The following is a 19,759-nucleotide window of genomic DNA, read 5'->3' as shown; positions in this document are numbered from 1 at the left end:
GGGTGGGCGGGGGCCACGATGACCGGATGGACGCCGTGGCGCACTTCGCCGAGCTGGTCGGACGGCCCGACCCGCCGTTGGACCGCGCCGCGCTCGCCCTCGCCGCGGGCGCCGACGCCACCCTCGGCCCGGAACCGTGGCTGGCCGAGCTGGACCGGCTCGCCTCGGGCGTCACGTCACTCGAGGGGCTGCTGCAGCGGCTGTTCGCGGAGGAGGACTTCCGGGGCAACGTCGACGACTACCACGACCCGCGCAACTCCCTGCTCCCGCACGTGCTGAGGCGCAGGCTCGGCATCCCGATCACCCTGGCCGTCGTGACGATCGAGGTGGGCAGGCGGGCCGGGATCGCGCTGGAGGGGGTCGGGATGCCCGGGCACTTCCTGGTCCGGCCGGTCGGGACGCAGACGCTCATCGACGTCTTCCACGGGGGCGCCGTGCTCGACGCCGCCGCGTGCGAGGCGCTGTTCCGGACCGCCACCGGCGCCGGCCCCGACGTGCCCTTCGGCCCGCACCTGCTGGCCGCGGCCCCGACGCGGTCCATCCTGCTGCGGATGCTCGAGAACCTGCGGTTGATCTACCGGGCCCGCCAGCGTGCGGCCGACCTCGAGTGGGTCGTGCGGATGCGCCTCGCGCTGCCCGGCGCCGGACTCCCCGACCTGCTCGAGCTGGCCGGCACGCTCGGCGACCAGGCCCGCTGGATCGACGGGGCCCGCCTGCTGGAGGAGCAGGTCCCCGGCGCGCCGCCGGAGCGGGCCGAGATCCTGCGGACCGCGGCCCGGACCCTGCGCGCCCACCTCAACTGACCCGGCAGCCCGCACCCCTGCCCGCGAGTCGCCCGTTCCCGGCCCGCGAGTCGCCCGTTCCCGGTGCACGAGTCGCCCGTTCTCGCGGGATCAGCCCAGCGGTCGGAGGCCCCAGCTGCCGGTCCACGTCTCCCCCGGCTCGACGACGAGGAGCCCGGTGCCGGTGTTGAGCGCGTCCGGGGGGCAGGTCATGGGCTCGACGGCGACGGCCCGTCCGCGCCCGGGGTGGTCGTCGGGGGTGAAGACCTGCACCCAGCCGAAGTCGGGGTCGGCCCACAGCTCGACACCGGCTCCCCGCCCGGTCAGCCGGTGCCGGATGACGGAGTCACCGTCGGCCGGGGCGCAGTCGCCCCAGGCGTGGTCGAGGGTCACGCCGCGCAGCGGGCGCCCGCCACGGAAGTCGAGGTCGCCGTCGGCCGGGGTGGCCGGGCCGGTGGGCAGACCGCCGGACAGCGGCAGCGTGGATGCGGCGGCCAGGGTGAGCACGCAGTCGTCCGTGGCCTCGTCCCCTGCCCTCAGGTACGGGTGCGCCCCCACCCCGAACGGCACTGCATCGGTGCCCACGTTGCGCACGCTGTGGGTGACGGTGAGCCCCTCGTCCCCGACGGCGAACCGCACGCTGGTGTCGAGCGGTACCGGCCAGCCCGGCTGCGGGGGGACCACCGCGTGCAGCGTGATCGACTCCGCGGTGCGCTCACCGGGCAGGTAGAGGCTGTGGCGGAGCAGCCCGTGGATGGCGTTTCCGGCGGCGGGCTCGCTCAGCACGAGCTGCTGCGGCTGGCCGTTCCACGTCCAGCGGCCCCGCGCGGTGCGGTTCGGCCACGGGACGAGGACGGTGCCCGAACCCCGTGGGGGACGCGCGGTCTCGTCGAACGTCTCGATGTACGGGAGGCCGCCGGCCTCGAAGGACCGGAGACCGGCGCCGACCTCCGTGACGACGGCGCTGACGTCGCCTGCGGCGATCTCGAACTGCTCGCCCGTCGGGGGCATGGGGATGCGCGTGACCACTTCGGGAGCCTACGTGCGCGGCGCACGGGACCGGTGAGGGTCATCGGCGCGTCGCCCGACGGCCACCTACCTCGCATACGGTGGATGGGTGGCTTCTTCCCGACGTCTCCGCGCATTGATCACCAACGACGACGGAATCGACTCACCAGGGCTGTGGGCCCTCGCCGCCGGAGCGCGTGACGCCGGCTTCGACGTGGTGGTCGCCGCTCCCCACGTGGACGCCAGCGGCGTCGGAGCATCGGTCCTGTCGGTCCGAGAGGGCAACCGCACCCGCCTGCACCGCCGGGAGCTCGACGGCCTGCCCGGGATTCCCGCCTACGCCGTGGAGGGGCACCCGGCGTTCATCGTGCACTCCGCCGGGCGCGGCTGGCTCGACCCCGAGCCGGACGTGGTGTTGTCCGGGATCAACCGCGGGGCGAACCTCGGCCACGCGGTGCTGCACTCCGGCACGGTCGGGGCGGTGCTGGCCGGGTCGCTGCACGGCTGGCGCGGGCTGGCCGTGTCGCTCGACGTCCCGGAGCAGGACACGGAACGCCCCCGTTGGGAGACGGTGCTGGCGGTCCTGCCCGAGGTGCTGGACGTGTTGCTCGCCGCCCCCGACGGCACCGCACTGTCGCTCAACGTGCCCAACCTGCCCGCTGCCGAGATCGGCGAGCTGCGCGAGGCCCGGCTGTCGGCGTTCGGAGCCGTGCAGGTGCGCGTGGACCTGCGCACCGGGGAGCACGGGGAGGCACTCCACAGCGCGGTCGAGGAGATGGCGTCGGCCCCGGAGCCCGGCACCGACCTCGGGCTGCTCACCGCCGGGCATCCGACGCTCACCGAGCTGCAGTCGGTGTCGGAGCGGCCCGGTGTGCTGGACCGGGCGGCACCGAGCAGGCGCGCGGGCTAGGGCCGCGTCCCGCGGAACGTCGCCGACGCGCTTCAGTGCTCGTCGGCGCCGGTGAGCTCGTGCTCGAGCCGGTCGGCCGCCTCGACCACCAGCCGGAACGAGCGGTCGAACCCGTCGAGCGCGGTGTCGCCGAGCGGGATCGAGTGGCGGAACAGCACCAGCCCGTCGTTGACGACGGCGCCGCCCGCGAGCGACTCACCCGCGAGGGTGAGCATCGCGGCGAGGTCGATGTCGCCCACGCGCCCGACCGGTGACGTGATCTGGGCCCACGGGTGCCCGTCCTCCCCCGTGACCAGCCGCACCGCGACGAGCTGGGTGCGCTCGCCGGACGTGGGGAGGTTGAACCACAGTTCGTCCTCCACCTGCCGCATGATCTCGTAGCGCACGCGGACGAAGGACATCAGATCGTCCCAGCTGGCCACAACGCCGCCTCTCCTCGGTCGAGCCGGACCGTACCGCGCTCAGCCCCTCAGCTGGTCGACCGGTGCCCAGTCGTCGGTGAGCACGGCGGCGGCACCGGCGAACTCACGGGTGCGGTCGTCGCCGAGCACCGAGCCCGGTTCGCCCCGCACGGCCGCTCTGGCGGCCAGCCCGGCGAGGTCGAGCGGCAGGTCGGACGCCACGATGACCGCGTTGCCCCCGCCGCCCGGCCCGAGCTGGTCCGGGCGGACCAGCAGTACGACGTTCGGGAACCTGGTCGCCACGGTGGCCACCTCCGCCGCCAGCAGCCGCCACGGCTGGCGGTCGATCACGTTGAGCACGAAGACGCCGTCGATCCGCAGCACCCGGTTCACGTCGGCGACGAACTCGGTCGTGGCGAGGTGCCACGGCACGGACCGCGCGCCGAACGCGTCGCCCACCACCAGGTCCGCGGAGGCGGTCTGCAGGCCGGCGAGCGCGGTTCTGGCGTCCCCGATCTGCACGGTGGTGCCCGGGATGTCGGCCGCGCCGAGCTCGCGGCGCGCCAGGTCGACCACGCCGGCGTCCACCTCCAGCACGGTCGAGGTACTGCCCGGCCGGGTCGCGGCCAGCCAGCGCGGCATCGTGAAGCCGCCCCCGCCGATGTGCACGGCGTCCACCGGACGACCTGCGGGGAAGACCGTGTCGATCGCGTCGGCGAACCGCTGCGTGTAGGCGAACTCCAGACGTGTCGGGTCGGAGAGGTCGACCGCCGAGTGGCGCAGGTCGTCGAGCACGAGGATCCGGGTGCCGGGCCGCCCGGCGTCGGTCTCGATGCGGGCGCAGTAGTACACGGTGTCGACGTCGCAGCGCCCCGGCACGGCCACGAGCACGGCGCCTGCCACCGCCGCGGCGACCGCGACCCCGACGACGGTGGCCGGCGCGCGGACCGTGGCCGTGACCGCCGCCAGTAGCAGGCAGGAGGCCGCCGTGACCAGCAGGATCGCGGTGACCGGCAACAGCGACACCAGCAGGAACCCGGTGAGGAAGACCCCGGCGAGCGACCCGAGCGTGCCGGCGGCGGACAGCCGCCCGATCACCGCACCGGAGCCGTCCAGACTCGACAGGCTGGCCCGCGTGACGGCGGGAGTGACCATCGCCAGCGCGGTGACCGACACCAACGTGGACACCGCGACCAGCACCACCGCGGCGTAGGGGCCGGGCCCGAGCGCCGGACCGAGCAGCCGGATCAGCGGGCGCACCACCAGCACCCCGAGGCCGCCGACGGCGAGCGCGCCCGCGGCCACCCAGCGTGGTGGCAGCACGTCGGACCAGCGCCCCCCGAGCGAGGCGCCCGCGGCGATCCCGGCCAGCGCGACCCCGATCACCGCCGTCGTCGACTCGAGGGTCAGACCGACGTAGGGCGCCACGAGCCGGGTGGAGAGCGTCTCCACCACCAGGATTGCGGCACCGCTCACAATCACGACTATCCGGGCGAACAGGGCGTTCACCCCACCATCCTCCGGTGGCCCCCCGCCGCGGCGCCAGCGGGGTGCTACAAACCCAGCTGCCGGGCGATCAACATGCGTTGAACTTCGGAGGTGCCCTCGCCGATCTCCAGAATCTTCGCATCCCGGTAGAAGCGCCCCACCGGATACTCGTTCATGAACCCGTAGCCGCCGAAGACCTGGGTGGCGTCGCGGGCGTTGTCCATCGCCGCGTTCGACGCCACCAGCTTCGCGATCGCCGCCTCCTTCTTGAACGGCTCGCCCGCGAGCATCTTCGCCGCCGCGGCGTAGTACGCCAGCCGGGCGGTGTGCGCCCGCGCCTCCATGTCGGCGATCTTGAACTGGATGCTCTGGTAGCTGCCGATCGGGTTGCCGAAGGCCACGCGATCGTGGGCGTAGCGCACCGACTCGTCCACGCAGCCCTGCGCGAGCCCGACCGACAGGGCGGCGATGGCCACCCGGCCCTCGTCGAGGATCGACAGGAACTGCGCGTAGCCGCGCCCCCGCTCGCCGAGGAGGTTGGCGGCAGGCACCCGGCAGTCGTCGAAGAAGAGCTCGCGGGTGTCGGAGGCCGACCAGCCGACCTTCGAGTACTTCTTCGACACCCGGAACCCCGGCGTCCCGGCCGGCACCATGATCGCCGAGATCTCCCGGCGCCCGGTGGCGTCCGCATCACCGGTGAGCGCCGTGACCGTGACGACCGAGGTGATGTCGGTGCCGGAGTTGGTGATGAACGCCTTCGAGCCGTTGATCACCCACTCGTCGCCGTCGAGCCGCGCCGTGGTGCGGGTGGCACCGGCGTCCGAACCGCCACCGGGTTCGGTGAGCCCGAACGCGCCCAGTCGCTCCCCTGCGGTGAGCGCGGGGAGCCACTCGCGCTTCTGCTCGTCGGTGCCGAACCGGTAGATCGGCATCGAGCCCAGCGACACCCCCGCCTCCAGGGTGATCGCCACCGACGAGTCGACGCGCGCGAGCTCCTCCAGCGCGAGACACAGGGCGAAGTAGTCGCCGCCCATGCCGCCGTAGGACTCGTCGAAGGGCAGGCCGAACAGGCCCATCGCCCCCATCTTCGCCACGATCTCGTACGGGAACTCGCCACGCTCGTAGAGCTCCCCGATGACCGGAGCCACCTCCTTGCGGGCGAAGTCCTCGACGGTAGCCCGCAGCGCCTCGTGCTCGGGGCTCAGCGTGAGGTCCATGTCATCCCTCTTCCGTGGTGGGTTCGACGACCAGGAGCACGGCGTCGCGCGCGACGGTGGCGCCCGCACGGGCCCGGAGCTCACGGACCACCCCGTCGACGGGTGCGGTGAGCACGTGCTCCATCTTCATCGCCTCGACGACGACGAGGCGGTCACCGGCGGCGACCTGCTGCCCCTCGGCGACCTCGACGACGGTGACCGTGCCGGGCATCGGCGAGAGCACCGGCCCGCCTGCCCCCTCCTCCGCGGAGGCCGCCGCGTCCAGCGGGGCCTGCTCGCGGATGCCCCAGGCGTGGCCGTCGCGCCCGAGCCACAACGTCTCGCCGCCGGCCCAGTGGTAACGGCGGGTGACACCGTCCAGGGTCACCTCGAGCAAGCCCGCGCGGCGCTGCGCGCGCAGCGACACCGCAGCGCCGTCGCCGACCACGCACTCGGCGGACGACGCGCGCCCGCTCACCCTGACGACCACGGGCTCGTGGCCGGTGACGAGCATCTGCCACGTGGTCGACGCCGGGTCGCCGATGCGCCAGCCACCGGGCACGTCGAACGGGTCGACCACCGGCCCGGTGGGCTCCAGTTCCAGCATGGCGTGGGCCGCGGCGGCCGCGAGCACGTCGGCAGGCAGCTCGGATGCGGTCCAGGCCGCTCCCCGGCGCCCGACGAGGCCGGTGTCCAGCCGCGCCGCCCGGACGTCGTCGTCGGCGAGGAGGGCGCGCAGGAAGCCGATGTTGGTGTCGAGGCCGAGCACCACCGTGTCGCGCAGTGCGGTGTCGAGCCGGCGGAGGGCCTCGGCACGGTCGGCGCCGTGGGCGACGACCTTCGCGAGCATCGGGTCGTAGTCCGACCCGACGACGGCACCCTCGGCCATCCCCGAGTCGACCCGGACCCCCGGACCGGCCGGTTCGTGCAGCGCCAGTATCCGGCCGCCGGTCGGCAGGAAGCCCGCGGCCGGGTCCTCGGCGTAGACCCGCGCCTCGACGGCGTGCCCGGTGAGGCGGACGTCGTCCTGGGCGATGGGCAGCGGCTCGCCTGCGGCCACGCGCAGCTGGAGCTCGACGAGGTCGAGCCCGGTGACCATCTCGGTGACCGGGTGCTCCACCTGGAGCCGGGTGTTCATCTCCATGAAGTAGAAGGCCCCGTCGCCTGCCCGGTCGCCCTCCACGATGAACTCGACGGTGCCCGCGCCGGAGTAGCCCACCGCACGCGCGGCCTCGACCGCCGCGGCACCCATCGCGGCGCGCTGCTCCTCGGTGAGCAGCGCCGACGGCGCCTCCTCGACGATCTTCTGGTGGCGCCGCTGCAGGCTGCACTCGCGCTCGCCCAGGTGCACGACGGCGCCGTGCGCGTCGGCCACGATCTGGATCTCGATGTGCCGCGGCGTGCCGACGAGCCGCTCCACGAGCAGCGTGTCGTCGCCGAACGAGCCGCGGGCCTCGCGCCGGGCGGACGCGACGGCGTCGGCGAGCTGCTCGGGGCGGTGCACCTCGCGCATGCCCTTGCCACCGCCGCCGGCGCTGGGCTTGAGCAGCACCGGGTACCCGATCTGCCGGGCGGCGGCGGCCAGGTCGTCGTCGGACAGACCCGCGCCGTCCGAACCCGGGACGACGGGCACCCCCGCCTTGGCGACGGTCTGCTTGGCGCGGATCTTGTCGCCCATCGCCTCGATCGCGGCAGCAGGCGGCCCGACGAACGTGATCCCGGCCTCCTCGCAGGCCGCGGCGAAGGCCGTGTTCTCGCTGAGGAACCCGTAGCCGGGGTGGATCGCCTGCGCGCCGGTGGCCCGCGCCGCCTCGATCACGGCGGGGATGGACAGGTAGCTCTGCGCGGCCGCCGCCGGCCCGATCCGGACCGCGACGTCGGCGAGGGCGACGTGCGGGGAGCCGGCGTCGGCATCGGAGTACACGGCGACGGACCGCACCCCCATGCGCCGCAGGGTGAGCAGCACGCGCACGGCGATCTCGCCCCGGTTCGCGACGAGCACGGTGTCAAACACGCGAAGCCTTCCTGCTGGTCGGGGCGGTCACATCCGGAAGACGCCGAAATGCGGCGTCTCGAGAAGAGCGTTGGCTGCAGCGCTCAGCGAAAGACCCAGGACGGTTCTCGTGTCGAGGGGGTCGATCACGCCGTCGTCCCAGATTCTCGCCGTGGAGTAGTACGGGTGGCCCTGGTGCTCGTACTGGGCGCGGATGCGGTTCTTGAAGTCCTCGTCGGACTCCCCGTTCCCGTTGCCGCGCACGGCGGAGAGGACCGTGGCGGCCTGCTCGCCGCCCATGACGGAGATGCGGGCATTGGGCCACATGAACAGGAAGCGCGGTGAATAGGCCCGCCCGCACATGGAGTAGTTGCCGGCCCCGAACGAGCCGCCGATGATCACGGTCAGCTTCGGCACCCGGGTCGAGGCCACGGCCGTCACCATCTTCGCGCCGTTCTTCGCGATTCCGCCGGCCTCGTACTCGCGGCCGACCATGAAGCCCGAGATGTTCTGCAGGAACACCAGCGGGATCCCGCGCTGGTCGCACAGCTCGATGAAATGGGCACCCTTGAGCGCCGACTCGGAGAACAGGATGCCGTTGTTCGCCACGACGCCGACGGGGTGCCCGTGCAGCCGCGCGAAACCCGTGACAAGGGTGGTGCCGTACTCGGCCTTGAACTCGTGGAACCGCGAACCGTCGACGATCCGGGCGATCACCTCGCGCACGTCGTACGGGGTCCGGGAGTCGGTGGGCACCACGTCGTAGAGCGACGCCGGGTCGACGGCGGGCTCCTCCGTGGGGAGCACGTCCCACGGCCGCGGCGCGCGCGGTCCGAGCGTGCCGACGATCGAGCGGACGATCCGCAGTGCGTGCGCGTCGTCGTTCGCGAGGTGGTCGGTGACCCCGGAGATCCGCGAGTGCAGGTCCCCGCCGCCCAGCTCCTCGGCCGTGACCACCTCGCCGGTCGCGGCCTTCACGAGCGGGGGGCCGCCCAGGAAGATCGTGCCCTGGTTGCGGACGATCACGGCCTCGTCGCTCATCGCCGGGACGTACGCGCCGCCCGCCGTGCAGGAGCCGAGCACCGCGGCGATCTGCGGGATGCCGAGCCCGGACATCGTGGCCTGGTTGTAGAAGATCCGGCCGAAGTGCTCACGGTCGGGGAAGACGTCGTCCTGCGCGGGCAGGTACGCGCCCCCGGAGTCGACGAGGTAGATGCACGGCAGCCGGTTGTGCAGCGCCACCTCCTGGGCGCGCAGGTGCTTCTTCACCGTCATCGGGTAGTAGGTGCCGCCCTTGACGGTGGCGTCGTTCGCCACGATCACGCACTCGCGCCCGGCCACCCGCCCGACGCCGGTGATCATCCCGGCTCCCGGGGCCTCGTCGCCGTACATGCCGTCGGCCGCCAGCGGTGAGAGCTCGAGGAAGGGGCTGGACGGGTCCACCAGCGAGTCGACGCGCTCGCGCGGCAGCATCTTGCCGCGCTCGACGTGCCGTTGCCGGGCGCGCTCGGGGCCACCGAGCCGGGCCGCGGCGAGCTTCCGGCGCAGGCCGGCGACCAGGTCGCGGTGCGACGCGGCGTGGCGCGCGGCGTCCGGCCCGGACGGGTCGACCGCGCTGCGAAGCGGCGGACCGGACGTGGCGACGGGCATGCGGACCCCCTCCGTGGACTGGGCCGATGTTAACGCTCATTAACCCGGTGGTGCCAGTGCCCAGAAATCGATGGGCATCGCAAGCGTGGGGGCGCCGAGCCTCGTGATCGGCCCCCGCTACGGTCTGATCGTGCGGGTGCTGCTGGTGGAGGACGAGGTGCCGCTGGCCGAGATGGTGCGCCGCGGGCTGGCGCACGAGGGCCACTCCGTGCACGTCGTGCACGACGGCCTCGCCGGTCTCGCCGCCGCGAGCACACGCCAGCACGACGTCGTGGTGCTCGACATCATGCTGCCGGGCCTGTCCGGCTACCGCGTGCTCGAACGGATGCGGGCCGCCCAGATCTGGACCCCGGTGCTCATGCTCACCGCCAAGGACGGCGAGTACGACGAGGCCGACGCGTTCGACCTCGGCGCCGACGACTACCTGGTCAAACCGTTCTCGTTCGTCGTGCTCCTCGCCAGGCTGCGGGCGCTGCTGCGGCGCTCGGGGGAGGCGAGGCCCACCGTCCTGACGGTCGGATCGCTGCGTCTCGACCCGGCCAGGCACCGCGTGCACCGCGGCGACACGGAGATCACGCTGACCCCGCGGGAGTTCGGCGTGCTGGAGCACCTGATGCGCCACGCTGGCGAGGTGGTCACGAAGACCGACATCCTGCGCGCGGTCTGGGACGCCCACTACGAGGGCGAGGTCAACGTCGTCGAGGTGTACGTCGGCTACCTGCGCCGCAAGATCGACGCCCCGTTCGGCACCAGCACCATCGAGACGGTGCGCGGGGTCGGCTACCGGATGATCGAGCCGCGCTGATCGTCCGCCACTCCTGAACCGCCCCGCCACTGGCGGGGCACCGGCAGGCCGTTCGGATCGGTGAGGGGGACCCCCGGGGTGCCCCACGGGCTCGTCTCCTCGCCGCCGGGCACCGCCGGGATGCCCCACGGCCTGGTCTCCGGATCACGCTTCGCGTCCTCGTCACGCACGGGCCGCTGGGCGTACGCAGTGGACGGAGCGGGGGCCACCGGCCGCCACGGGGCCGCAGGCGTTCCCTCGGCGAGGGGCTCCTGAGGCAGAGTGGCCGGCAGCCGGACGCGGAAGCGCGCCCCGCCGCCCGGCGCGTCGTCCACGGTCACGCTGCCCCCGTGCGCAGCCACGACCTCGGCGACGATCGCCAGGCCCAGCCCCGAGCCGCCGTCGGCCCGGGCCCGGGCGGAGTCGAGCCGGACGAACCGCTCGAACACCCTGCCCCGATCCTCGGCCGGCACGCCCGGTCCGTCGTCCGAGACCTCGATCACGGCGGTGCTCTCCTCCCGCGTGACCGTGACGATCACCCGCGAACGCGCGTGCCGGCGCGCGTTGTCGACGAGGTTGCGCACCACCCTGGCGAGCTGCCCGCGGTCACCGATCACCCGCACGGGCTCGGCGTGCACCTCGGCCACCACCCGGCTGTCGGACGGACGGCCGCGCTCGCTCTCGGCGACCTCGTCGAGGTCCACCTCCTCGCGGCGCGGCTGCAGGCCGCGCTCGTCGGCCCGCGCGAGCAGCAACAGCGCGTCGACCAGCCGGTTGAGCCGCTCGGTCTCGCCGCGCAGCGCCGTGACGGTGCCGGGGTCGGTGGGACCCCGCTGCATGAGCTCGAGGCCGGTGGCGATCGTGGCGAGCGGGCTGCGCAGCTCGTGGCTGGCGTCGGCGACGAACCGGCGCTGGACGCCCTGGGCGTCCTGCAGCCTGCCGATCATCGCGTTCATCGTCTCGGCGAGGCGGCCGACCTCGTCGCGCGCACCGGGCACGGGGACGCGCTGGGCCAGGTCCTTCTCGCTCATCGCGGCCACCCGGGCGCGGATCGCCTCCACCGGGCGCAGCGCGCGGCCCGCGAAGTAGTACGTGGTGATCCCGGTGACCAGGATGAGGATCGGCACGCCGAAGAGCAGGTAGAACAGCACGGTGTCGGTGGCGGTCTGGACGCTCGTCAACGGCAGCGCCACGTAGATCGCGACGTGGTTGCCCGCCGACACGGTGCCCGCGGCCACCAGCACGGCCGGGACGCGGCTGCCGTCGGCGCGCGTCACCTCGGTCTTCGGCAGCACCACTCTCTGCCCGTCCTGAGGCCACAGCGACGACAGCGGCTGCGAGCGCCCGGCGGCGTCGCTGCCCCCCTCGATCACGGTGACGTCGTCCTCGTCGTCGTCCGACTCGTACCGGACCAGCACCTGGACCAGGTCGTCCGGGGTGTTGGCGAGGACCCTGATCGCCTCCCGGGCGTTCTCGTTGGACGAGCCCTCGTAGTTGCCCTCGACCCGGTCGATGAGCTGTTGCATCCGGGTCTCGGCGGTGGCCTGCACCGTGGCACGCAGCGACTGGCCGACGAGGAGGACCAGTGCGGCTCCCGCGACGATCAGCGCTAGGGTCACCACCACCGCGGCCGCGAGGGCCGACGCGGCGCGCACGCCGAGACGCGCGCGGATCGCCCTGCGTAGACCGGCCACTCCGCGAGCGTAACGATCGGCGCTGTGAGGTCGCTGAGGGCGCCGCGGAGCCAGTTAACAGGCGTTAACCGGGGCGCTACGCTGCCCTGATGGCGGCGTCCCCGGCGGCGGGCACAGGCGGCAGCAGGCGGGAGCAGATCCTCACTGTCGCGGCGCAGCTGTTCGCCAAGCACGGCTTCCACGGCGTGAGCATCGCCGATCTCGGTGCCGCGGTCGGGGTGAGCGGACCGGCGCTGTACCGGCACTTCCCCGGCAAGGAGGCGCTGCTCGCCGAGATGCTCGTCGGCATCAGCGAGCACCTGCTCGCCGGCGGGCAGGCCCGGGCGTGCGCGTCGGACGACCCGCGGGAGGTGCTGGCGGCGCTCGTCGAGTTCCAGGCCGACTTCGCCCTGCGCGAGCCGGAGCTGATCGTGGTGCAGGACCGCGACCTGGCGAACCTGCCGGCGGAGGCACGCAGGCGGGTGCGCAGGCTGCAGCGCACCTACGTCGAGATCTGGGTCGACACTCTGCAGCGGGTCCACCCCGGCCTGACCGCCGAGTCGGCCCGGATCGCAGCGCACGGCGCGTTCGGCCTGCTCAACTCCACTCCACACATCGCGCCGGGCCCCCTCGGGGCGGGCCGCAGCGAGGGGCGGCCGCACGCCGCGGCGGCGCTGCTGTCCCGGATGGCGCTCGCGGCACTCATGGACCTGCCCGGCTGACGCCGGTGCGGCGGCACGGGGGGCTGGCGCGCGGCACCCTCGACAGGGGACGATGCCGTCGGTCCTGTCGTTCCCACCGGCGCGAGCGGCCCCCACCGCCGAACCGGAGGCGCCAGTGAGCGACCGTGCGACGCCGATGTTCCACGCCTCCGCACCGGGCACCCCGGGTGTGTTGACACCCGTCCCGCCCGCGACCCGCGGTGCCGGCGCTCCGCGGGACGTCGCCGCCCACGCCGGCGTCACCTCCGAGTCCGGCCACGAAGCGCTGCGCGCCGACATCCGGCGACTCTCGACGATGCTCGGCCAGACCCTCGCGCACCACGGCGGTCCCGAGCTGCTGGAGCTGGTCGAGCAGGTCCGCAGGCTCTCCCGGTCGGCGATCGAGGCCGGCGGCGACGGCGACGCGGAGATCACGCGGCTGCTCTCCGGCCTCGACGCGGGCACCGCGGTGTCGCTGACCAGGGCGTTCTCGCAGTACTTCCAGCTCGCCAACATCGCCGAACAGCGCCACCGGGCCCGGGAGCTCGCCGCCTCCGACCCCGGCGGCCGTGGCCCGCTGCGCCGGCTCATGGAGCAGCTCGCCGAGTCGGCCGACGACGGCGGGCCCGACCGCGCCGAGGTGCAGTCCGTGCTGGCCCGCACCGAGCTCCGGCCGGTGTTCACGGCACACCCCACGGAGTCCTCACGCCAGTCGGTGCTCGCGATCCTGCGCCGGGTGGCCGACGGGCTGGACCGCGGCGCGTCCGACGAGTCGCTCGGCGCGCTGGTCGACCTGCTGTGGCAGACCGACGAGCTGCGCCCCGACAAGCCCACCGTCGCCGACGAGGCCCGGGCCATCGGCTGGTACATGGAACAGCTCGGCCGCACCGCGGTACCCGAGCTGCTCGGCGAGTTCGAGCGCGAGGTGCGCGCAGCCGGGTTCACCGTGCCCGATGGCGCGCGCCCGCTCGTGCTGGGCTGCTGGGTCGGCGGCGACCGCGACGGCAACCCCAACGTCACCCCGGCTGTCACCCGCGAGGTCCTCGAGCTGTACTCCGAGCGCGCCATCCGCATCCACGACGGCCTGGTCGAGGAGCTGGTCGGCGAGCTGAGCGTCTCCACCCGCGTGATCGGGGTCTCGGAGGAGCTGCGCGGCTCGCTGGCCCGCGACCGCCGGGTCCTTCCCGGGATCCACGACCGGTTCATCCGGCTCAACGCCCACGAGCCCTACCGGCTCAAGCTCTCCTACATCCAGGCGCGGCTGGCCAACACGCGCGAGCGCATCAAGCTCCACGGCGAGCACCGGGCGGGCGTCGACTACCTGGGCCCGCACGGGTACATCGCGGACCTGGCCGTGATCGACCGTTCCCTGCGCGCCCACCTCGGCAGCCGGATCGCCGACGGCACCCTGGCTCGGGCGCTGCGCACCGCGCGGGCGCTCGGCCTGCACCTCGCGGAGCTCGACGTCCGCGAGCACAGCGAGCGCCACCACCAGGCACTCGGCGCGGTCTACGACGCGCTCGGCGAGCTGCCGAAGCCGTACGCGGAGCTGTCCCGCGAGGAGCGCACGCACCTGCTCGCGCGCGAGCTGGAGGGCGGGCGCCCGCTGGTGCGCAGGCACTACGGGCTGCCCGCGGAGGCCGTGGACGTCCTGGCGACCTTCGACATGCTCCACGACGTGCAGCACGAGTACGGGCAGGAGGTGGCCCGCACCTACATCGTCTCCATGTGCCAGGGCGTCGACGACGTGCTGGCCGTGGCCGTCCTCGCCCGCGAGGCGTTCATGGTGGAGCTGCACCGCGACCCGCGCTCGTCGATCGACCTGGTGCCGCTGTTCGAGACCGTCGAGGAGCTCTCCCAGGCCGGGGCGCTGCTGGACGGCCTGCTCTCCGTTCCGGGCTACCGGCAGCACGTACACAACCGCGGCGACCTCCAGGAGGTGATGCTCGGGTACTCCGACTCCAACAAGGGCGCCGGCATCACCACGTCGCAGTGGGAGATCCAGCGGGCGCAGCGCCAGCTCCGCGACATCGCCGCCAAGCACGGGATCCGGCTGCGGCTGTTCCACGGCCGCGGCGGGTCGGTCGGACGCGGCGGCGGCCCGTCCGCGGAGGCGGTCGCGTCGGCGCCGTTCGGGTCGGTCGACGCCACGATGAAGGTCACCGAGCAGGGCGAGGTCATCTCCGACAAGTACTCGCTGCCCGCGCTGGCCCACGACAACCTCGAGATCATGCTGTCCGCCGTGCTGGAGGCCACGCTGCTGCACCAGTCGGCCCGCTGGGGCGACAGCAAGCTGGACCGCTGGGACGAGGCCATGGACGTCGTCAGCAACGCCGCCCGCGACGCCTACCGCGGGCTCGTCGGCCGTCCGGGCCTGCCCGAGTTCTTCGCCTCGGCCACGCCGGTGGACGAGCTCGGGCGGCTCAACGTCGGCTCCCGCCCGTCCCGGCGGCCCGGCCGCGGTGCCCCCACCCTCGACGACCTGCGCGCCATCCCGTGGGTGTTCGGCTGGACGCAGACCCGGATGGTGGTGCCCGGCTGGTACGGGCTCGGCTCGGGGCTGCGCGCGGCCCGCGAGGCGGGCTACGGCGAGGTGCTCGACGAGATGCGGGACTGGGCGTTCTTCACCAACCTGCTCGGCAACGTCGAGATGACGCTGACGAAGACCGACCTGCGCATAGCCGGGTTCTACGTCTCCGAACTGGTGGAGCCCGACCTGCACCCGATCTTCGACGACATCGTCGCCGAGCACGAGCGCACCCTGCGCGAGGTGCTGAAGCTCACCGGGAGCACGATCCTGCTGGCCCGCCACCCGGTGCTGCGCAACACCCTCGCGGTGCGCGCGGCCTACCTGGAGCCGTTGCACCACCTCCAGGTCGAGCTGCTGGGCCAGCGCCGTCAGACCGAGGACCCGGATCCGGACCTGCACCGCGCACTACTCCTGACGATCAACGGCATCGCGGCGGGCCTGCGCAACACCGGCTGACGTGGCGGCCCGGGTCTCCTCACGGGCGGCGGCGCACGGTCGGCTCCTCGCCCGTGCTGCCGCGGTTCACGCCCACGAACCCGCGGGCGGCCGCGTCGCCGCCGTACGCCGCCTGCACCCGGGGTCCGGACGCCCGCAGGCCTCCGTCCACCGTGATGTCCTCGCCCGTCAGAAACGGTGCTGCGGGGCCGGCGAGGAACGCGATGACGTCCGCGATGTCCTCGGGACGCCCGAGATCCGGCCACGGCTGCGCCTGCGCCATCACGGCGGCGGCGGTGGCCGCGCCGCCGGCCACCAGCGGCGTCGCCACGAGCCCCGGGCAGACGGTGTTGACCCGGATCCGGTCCGGCCCGAGCTCGGCTGCGGCCACCCGGCCGAGGTTGATCACCGCCGCCTTCGCCGCCGAGTAGGCCTGCGGCCCTGCTCCCGCCGAGAACCCGGCGATCGAGGCGACGTTGACGATGGACCCACCCCGGCCCGCCACCTGCATGGCGGCTGCACCGTGCTTGATCCCGAGGAACACCCCCCGTACGAGCACCGCGAACGTGTAGTCCCAGTCGCTGACCTCGATGTCGGTGAGCCGCCCGAAGGCACCTCCGACGCCTGCGTTGTTCACCACACAGTCGATCCGCCCGAACTCCTCGACGCACGTGGCCACCGCCGCCTCGACGTCGGGTTCCTGCGCGACGTCGGCACGGACGAACCGCACGGCCGCACCGAGCTCGGCGGCCGCGGCGGCGCCGTTGGCGGTGTTGAGATCGGCGAGCACGACCCGCCATCCGTCCCGGACCAGCCGCTGCGCGGTAGCCCGGCCGATACCGCTGCCGCCGCCGGTGACGAGGGCGGCGGGAAAGTCGTCAACCATGACGTCGATCCTGCCCGCGTGGGCAGCGGAGTGAACCCCGTCTCCTGTCTTGCCGGATTGTTCAACGATCCTTACGCTCAAATCTCCTGGTCGGCGAAGAGCGGGCCCCGCGGATTGGACAAGCTGTGAGAGTGGACCTCAACTCCGATCTCGGCGAGTCGTTCGGCCGGTGGGTGCTCGGCGACGACGACGCGATGCTCGATCTGGTCACCTCGGCCAACGTCGCCTGCGGCTTTCACGCCGGCGACCCGTCGACCCTGCGCCGGACCTGCGCCAAGGCCGCCGGCTCCGGCGTGGTGGTGGGCGCGCAGGTCAGCTACCGCGACCTGGCGGGATTCGGCCGCCGGTTCATCGACGTGGAGCCCGGGCAGCTCGCCGACGACATCATCTACCAGATCGGCGCGCTCGACGGCATGTGCCGGGTGAACGGCACCTCCGTGCGCTACGTCAAGCCGCACGGAGCGCTCTACAACACCGCGGTGCACCACGAGGCGCAGGCTGCGGCGATCGTGGCCGCGGTACGCGCGTACGACCCCGCGCTACCCGTGCTCGGCCTGCCCGGATCGGCGCTGCTGCGCGCCGCCGAGGCCGCCGGCCTGCGGACGGTGCGCGAGTTCTTCGTCGACCGCGGGTACACGCCCGAGGCCACCCTCGTGCCCCGCTCCCAGCCGGGAGCGCTGCTGCACGACCCGGAGGAGGTCACGGCCCGGCTGCTGCGGATGATCGACGACGGCGTCGTGACGGCCGTGGACGGCACCGACGTGCGCGTGAGCGCGGAGTCCGCGTGCGTGCACGGCGACTCACCGGGAGCGGTCGCGATGGCCACGGCCGTGCGGGCGGGCCTCGACCGCGCCGGCGTCGCGCTGGCGCCGTTCGCCGGGGAGCGGGCCGGGTGAAGGTTCTCCCGTTCGGCGACTCGGGCCTGCTCATCGAGGTGGACGGGCTGCCCGAGGTACTCGCGCTCGCCGACGCCGTGCGCGCGGCTCCACCGGCGGGCGTGCTCGACATCGTCCCGGCGGCGCGGACGGTGCTGCTCACCCTCGCCCCGCGCACCGACATCGGCGCGGTGCGCCGGGACGTGCTGGCACTGCCCGTGGAGCCGGGAGCACCACCGCCGGACGGGAAGACGATCGAGATCACCGTGACCTACGACGGGCCCGACCTCGACGAGGTGAGCCGTCTCACCGGGCTCGACGCGGCCGAGGTGGTCAAGGCCCACACGGGCACGCCGTGGCGGGTCGCGTTCGGCGGGTTCGCCCCCGGCTTCGCCTACCTCGCGGGGGGCGACCCGCGCCTGGACGTCGAGCGCCGGTCCGAACCGCGGACGTCCGTACCGGCCGGGGCGGTCGGGCTGGCCGGTGAGTACAGCGGCATCTACCCGCGCGCGTCACCGGGCGGCTGGCAGCTGATCGGCCACACCGACGCGGTGCTGTGGGACGTCGACAACGGTGCCCTGCTGGAACCGGGTGGCATCGTCCAGTTCGTGGAGGCCCGGTGAGCACCCGCGCGTTGGAGGTGGTGGCGACCGGAGCGCTGGCGCTCGTCGAGGACCTCGGACGGCCGGGGCACGGCGCGTCCGGCGTCGGACGCTCGGGAGCCGCCGACCGCAGCGCGCTCCGCCTGGCCAACCGGCTGGTGGCCAACCCCGAGGACGCGGCCGGGATCGAGGCCGTGTTCGGTGGCCTGGCCGTTCGCGCCTCGCCCGACAACCGGCTGCCGCTCACCGTGGCACTCAGCGGTGCCCCGGCGCCGGCCGACGTCGACGGCGCTCCGGTCGGCCATCACGCGCTGGTGACGGTGCGGCCAGGGCAGGTGCTGCGGCTGGGGACTCCACCCACCGGCCTGCGTACCTACCTCGCCGTGCGCGGCGGCATCGCCGTCGAGCCGGTGCTCGGCTCGCGCAGCACCGACGTGCTCGCCGGGCTGGGGCCGCCGAAGCTCGAACCGGGCCAGGTGCTCCCCGTCGGCCCGGAACCGGCCGAGCTCCCGCTGGTGGACGTGGCGCCGGTGGCGGTGCCGCCCGGCGGCGCCGTCACGCTGCGGGCGATCATGGGCCCCCGGGCGGACCGGCTCGCCGACCCCGCCGCGCTCGCCCGCACCGTCTGGACGGCGTCGAGCCGCAGCGACCGCGTCGGGATGCGGCTGGAGGGTGCGCAGCTGGAGCGCGTCGGCTCCGGCGAGCTGCCGACGGAGGGCATGGTGCGCGGGGCGATCCAGGTGCCGCCCGGCGGGGAGCCGGTGCTGTTCCTCGCCGACCACCCGGTGACCGGCGGCTACCCGGTGGGCGCCGTCGTGCTCGACGCCGACGTCGACCGGGCGGCCCAGGTGCGTCCCGGCCAGACCGTGCGCTTCGTCATCGTGCCGCCTCCGTGGCAGGACGAGAGCTGACGCACCGGACGGCTACCGGCGCCGGGACAGTGCGACGCCGGCCAGGCAGATCACGCCCCCGACGAGCGCCAGCAGCGCCGGCACCTCACCGAGCAGCAGCCCGGACATCACGATCGTGATCGGTGGCACCAGATAGGTGCTCACGCCCAGCCGCCCAGCATCCATCCGGGCCAGGGCGTAGGCCCAGGTGCTGAAGGCCAGCGCGGTGGGCACGACGGCGAGGTAGAGCAGCCCGGCCGTGGCGCCCGCCGGGGCCGCGGCGGCGTCGGCGAGCAGCGCGGGCGTGAACGGCAGGCACGCGACGGCGCCGATCGTGCACGCCAGCCAGGTGACCTGGAGCCCGGGCAGCCGCCGCAGCACGAACTTCTGAGCGAGCACTCCCACCGCGTAGGTGACCGCCGCGACGAGACAGAGCAGCACACCGAGGATGTCGGACCGGTCCAGGTGCGCCGTGGACGCGCCGACGAGCACGGCCCCGCCGAACGCGACCAGCGCCCCCACCACCAGCCACCGTGGGAAGCCCTCACCGAGGAGCAGCCCGGCGAACAGCGCGATCAGGATCGGCCCGACGTTCACCACCATGGCGGCGGTACCGGCGTCGACGCGTTGCTCGGCCGCGTTGAGCGCGACGTTGTAGACGCCGAACCAGGCGATCCCGCACAGGGCGATCAGCGCCCACTCCCGTGCGGTGGGGGTGACCCAGCGCCTGGTGACCAGCATTCCCGCACCCAGCGCGAGCGACCCGACGAGCAACCGGCCCAGCGCCAGCGGACCGGGGTCGTAGGACTCGCCGACCGCACGGATGGCGACGAACGCCGACGCCCACGCGCAGACCGTGACCACGACGGCGGCCACCGCGCTCCACCGGTAGCGGGAGGTGGGAACGACGGGAGCTGCCGGGGTCGCCTGCTTGGTCACGGGCCGACGCTAGCTC

17 protein-coding genes are annotated in these 19,759 nt (G+C 73.8%); 8 read left to right on the top strand and 9 right to left on the bottom strand.

Features of this window, described 5'->3' with window-relative positions:
- Positions 1–803: transglutaminase family protein (locus HF577_RS19340; RefSeq protein WP_211174505.1), on the top strand; the 803-nt coding region annotated here is incomplete at its 5' end.
- Between the two features lie 90 nt (positions 804–893).
- Here the strand turns inward: HF577_RS19340 and HF577_RS19335 are convergent.
- Positions 894–1,793 carry an aldose 1-epimerase family protein gene (locus HF577_RS19335; RefSeq protein ID WP_169397305.1) on the bottom strand — a complete coding sequence of 300 codons (900 nt, stop codon included), beginning with the start codon at positions 1,791–1,793 and terminating at the stop codon, positions 894–896.
- A gap of 106 nt (positions 1,794–1,899) precedes the next feature.
- Between HF577_RS19335 and surE the strand changes: the two genes are divergently transcribed.
- A complete protein-coding gene (gene surE, locus HF577_RS19330) occupies positions 1,900–2,700 on the top strand; it encodes a 5'/3'-nucleotidase SurE (RefSeq protein ID WP_169397299.1) in 801 nt (266 codons plus the stop codon).
- A 32-nt stretch (positions 2,701–2,732) separates the two neighbouring features.
- Here the strand turns inward: surE and HF577_RS19325 are convergent, their stop codons facing one another.
- The 5 genes from HF577_RS19325 to HF577_RS19305 form a co-directional block, all read right to left on the bottom strand.
- Positions 2,733–3,122, bottom strand: a complete 390-nt coding sequence (locus HF577_RS19325; protein ID WP_169397298.1) for a hypothetical protein — start codon at positions 3,120–3,122, stop codon at positions 2,733–2,735.
- 39 nt (positions 3,123–3,161) lie between these two features.
- Positions 3,162–4,577: a fused MFS/spermidine synthase gene (locus HF577_RS19320; protein WP_211174504.1), complete on the bottom strand. Its 1,416-nt coding sequence runs from the start codon at positions 4,575–4,577 to the stop codon at positions 3,162–3,164.
- A gap of 77 nt (positions 4,578–4,654) precedes the next feature.
- Complete coding sequence (locus tag HF577_RS19315; protein WP_169397296.1) at positions 4,655–5,806, bottom strand: acyl-CoA dehydrogenase family protein; 1,152 nt, start codon at positions 5,804–5,806, stop codon at positions 4,655–4,657.
- A gap of 1 nt (position 5,807) precedes the next feature.
- On the bottom strand, positions 5,808–7,799 hold the full coding sequence (locus tag HF577_RS19310; RefSeq protein ID WP_169397295.1) for an acetyl/propionyl/methylcrotonyl-CoA carboxylase subunit alpha: 1,992 nt from the start codon (positions 7,797–7,799) through the stop codon (positions 5,808–5,810).
- A 27-nt stretch (positions 7,800–7,826) separates the two neighbouring features.
- On the bottom strand, positions 7,827–9,428 hold the full coding sequence (locus HF577_RS19305; protein WP_169397294.1) for a carboxyl transferase domain-containing protein: 1,602 nt from the start codon (positions 9,426–9,428) through the stop codon (positions 7,827–7,829).
- A 130-nt stretch (positions 9,429–9,558) separates the two neighbouring features.
- Between HF577_RS19305 and HF577_RS19300 the strand changes: the two genes are divergently transcribed.
- Positions 9,559–10,233 carry a response regulator transcription factor gene (locus HF577_RS19300; protein WP_169397304.1) on the top strand — a complete coding sequence of 225 codons (675 nt, stop codon included), beginning with the start codon at positions 9,559–9,561 and terminating at the stop codon, positions 10,231–10,233.
- Here the strand turns inward: HF577_RS19300 and HF577_RS38485 are convergent.
- Positions 10,209–11,906 carry a sensor histidine kinase gene (locus HF577_RS38485; protein ID WP_211174502.1) on the bottom strand — a complete coding sequence of 566 codons (1,698 nt, stop codon included), beginning with the start codon at positions 11,904–11,906 and terminating at the stop codon, positions 10,209–10,211. The two genes, HF577_RS19300 and HF577_RS38485, sit on opposite strands and share 25 nt — an antisense overlap.
- 89 nt (positions 11,907–11,995) lie before the next feature.
- On the opposite strand from HF577_RS38485, the gene HF577_RS19290 reads away from it, so the two are divergent.
- Entirely contained in the window at positions 11,996–12,607 is a 612-nt protein-coding gene (locus HF577_RS19290) for an SACE_7040 family transcriptional regulator (protein WP_169397293.1), read from the top strand.
- Positions 12,608–12,722: 115 nt separating this feature from the next.
- Positions 12,723–15,572 carry a phosphoenolpyruvate carboxylase gene (gene ppc / locus HF577_RS19285; protein ID WP_312859236.1) on the top strand — a complete coding sequence of 950 codons (2,850 nt, stop codon included), beginning with the start codon at positions 12,723–12,725 and terminating at the stop codon, positions 15,570–15,572.
- Between the two features lie 19 nt (positions 15,573–15,591).
- Here ppc and HF577_RS19280 read toward each other — a convergent pair whose 3' ends face one another.
- A complete protein-coding gene (locus HF577_RS19280) occupies positions 15,592–16,437 on the bottom strand; it encodes an SDR family NAD(P)-dependent oxidoreductase (protein ID WP_169397292.1) in 846 nt (281 codons plus the stop codon).
- Positions 16,438–16,562: 125 nt separating this feature from the next.
- On the opposite strand from HF577_RS19280, the gene HF577_RS19275 reads away from it, so the two are divergent.
- From HF577_RS19275 to HF577_RS19265, 3 genes are read left to right on the top strand one after another with little or no spacing between them, the layout of a single operon-like run.
- The gene (locus tag HF577_RS19275) at positions 16,563–17,333 is read left to right on the top strand and encodes a LamB/YcsF family protein (RefSeq protein WP_169397291.1); all 771 of its coding nucleotides are present in this window, start codon (positions 16,563–16,565) and stop codon (positions 17,331–17,333) included.
- Positions 17,330–17,935 carry a 5-oxoprolinase subunit B family protein gene (locus HF577_RS19270; RefSeq protein WP_169397290.1) on the top strand — a complete coding sequence of 202 codons (606 nt, stop codon included), beginning with the start codon at positions 17,330–17,332 and terminating at the stop codon, positions 17,933–17,935. The genes HF577_RS19275 and HF577_RS19270 overlap by 4 nt, the downstream gene beginning before the upstream one ends.
- Positions 17,932–18,825: a 5-oxoprolinase subunit C family protein gene (locus HF577_RS19265; RefSeq protein ID WP_169397289.1), complete on the top strand. Its 894-nt coding sequence runs from the start codon at positions 17,932–17,934 to the stop codon at positions 18,823–18,825. Before HF577_RS19270 ends, HF577_RS19265 begins: the two co-directional genes overlap by 4 nt.
- A 12-nt stretch (positions 18,826–18,837) precedes the next feature.
- Here the strand turns inward: HF577_RS19265 and HF577_RS19260 are convergent, their stop codons facing one another.
- The gene (locus HF577_RS19260) at positions 18,838–19,743 is read right to left on the bottom strand and encodes a DMT family transporter (RefSeq protein WP_169397288.1); all 906 of its coding nucleotides are present in this window, start codon (positions 19,741–19,743) and stop codon (positions 18,838–18,840) included.
- Positions 19,744–19,759: the final 16 nt, after the last annotated feature.

Origin of the sequence: Pseudonocardia xinjiangensis (assembly GCF_012911925.1) — a bacterium.
GTDB lineage: Bacteria > Actinomycetota > Actinomycetes > Mycobacteriales > Pseudonocardiaceae > Pseudonocardia > Pseudonocardia xinjiangensis.
The sequence above is the reverse complement of the archived record's forward strand: the minus strand, read 5'-3'. Positions and strand labels throughout refer to the sequence as shown.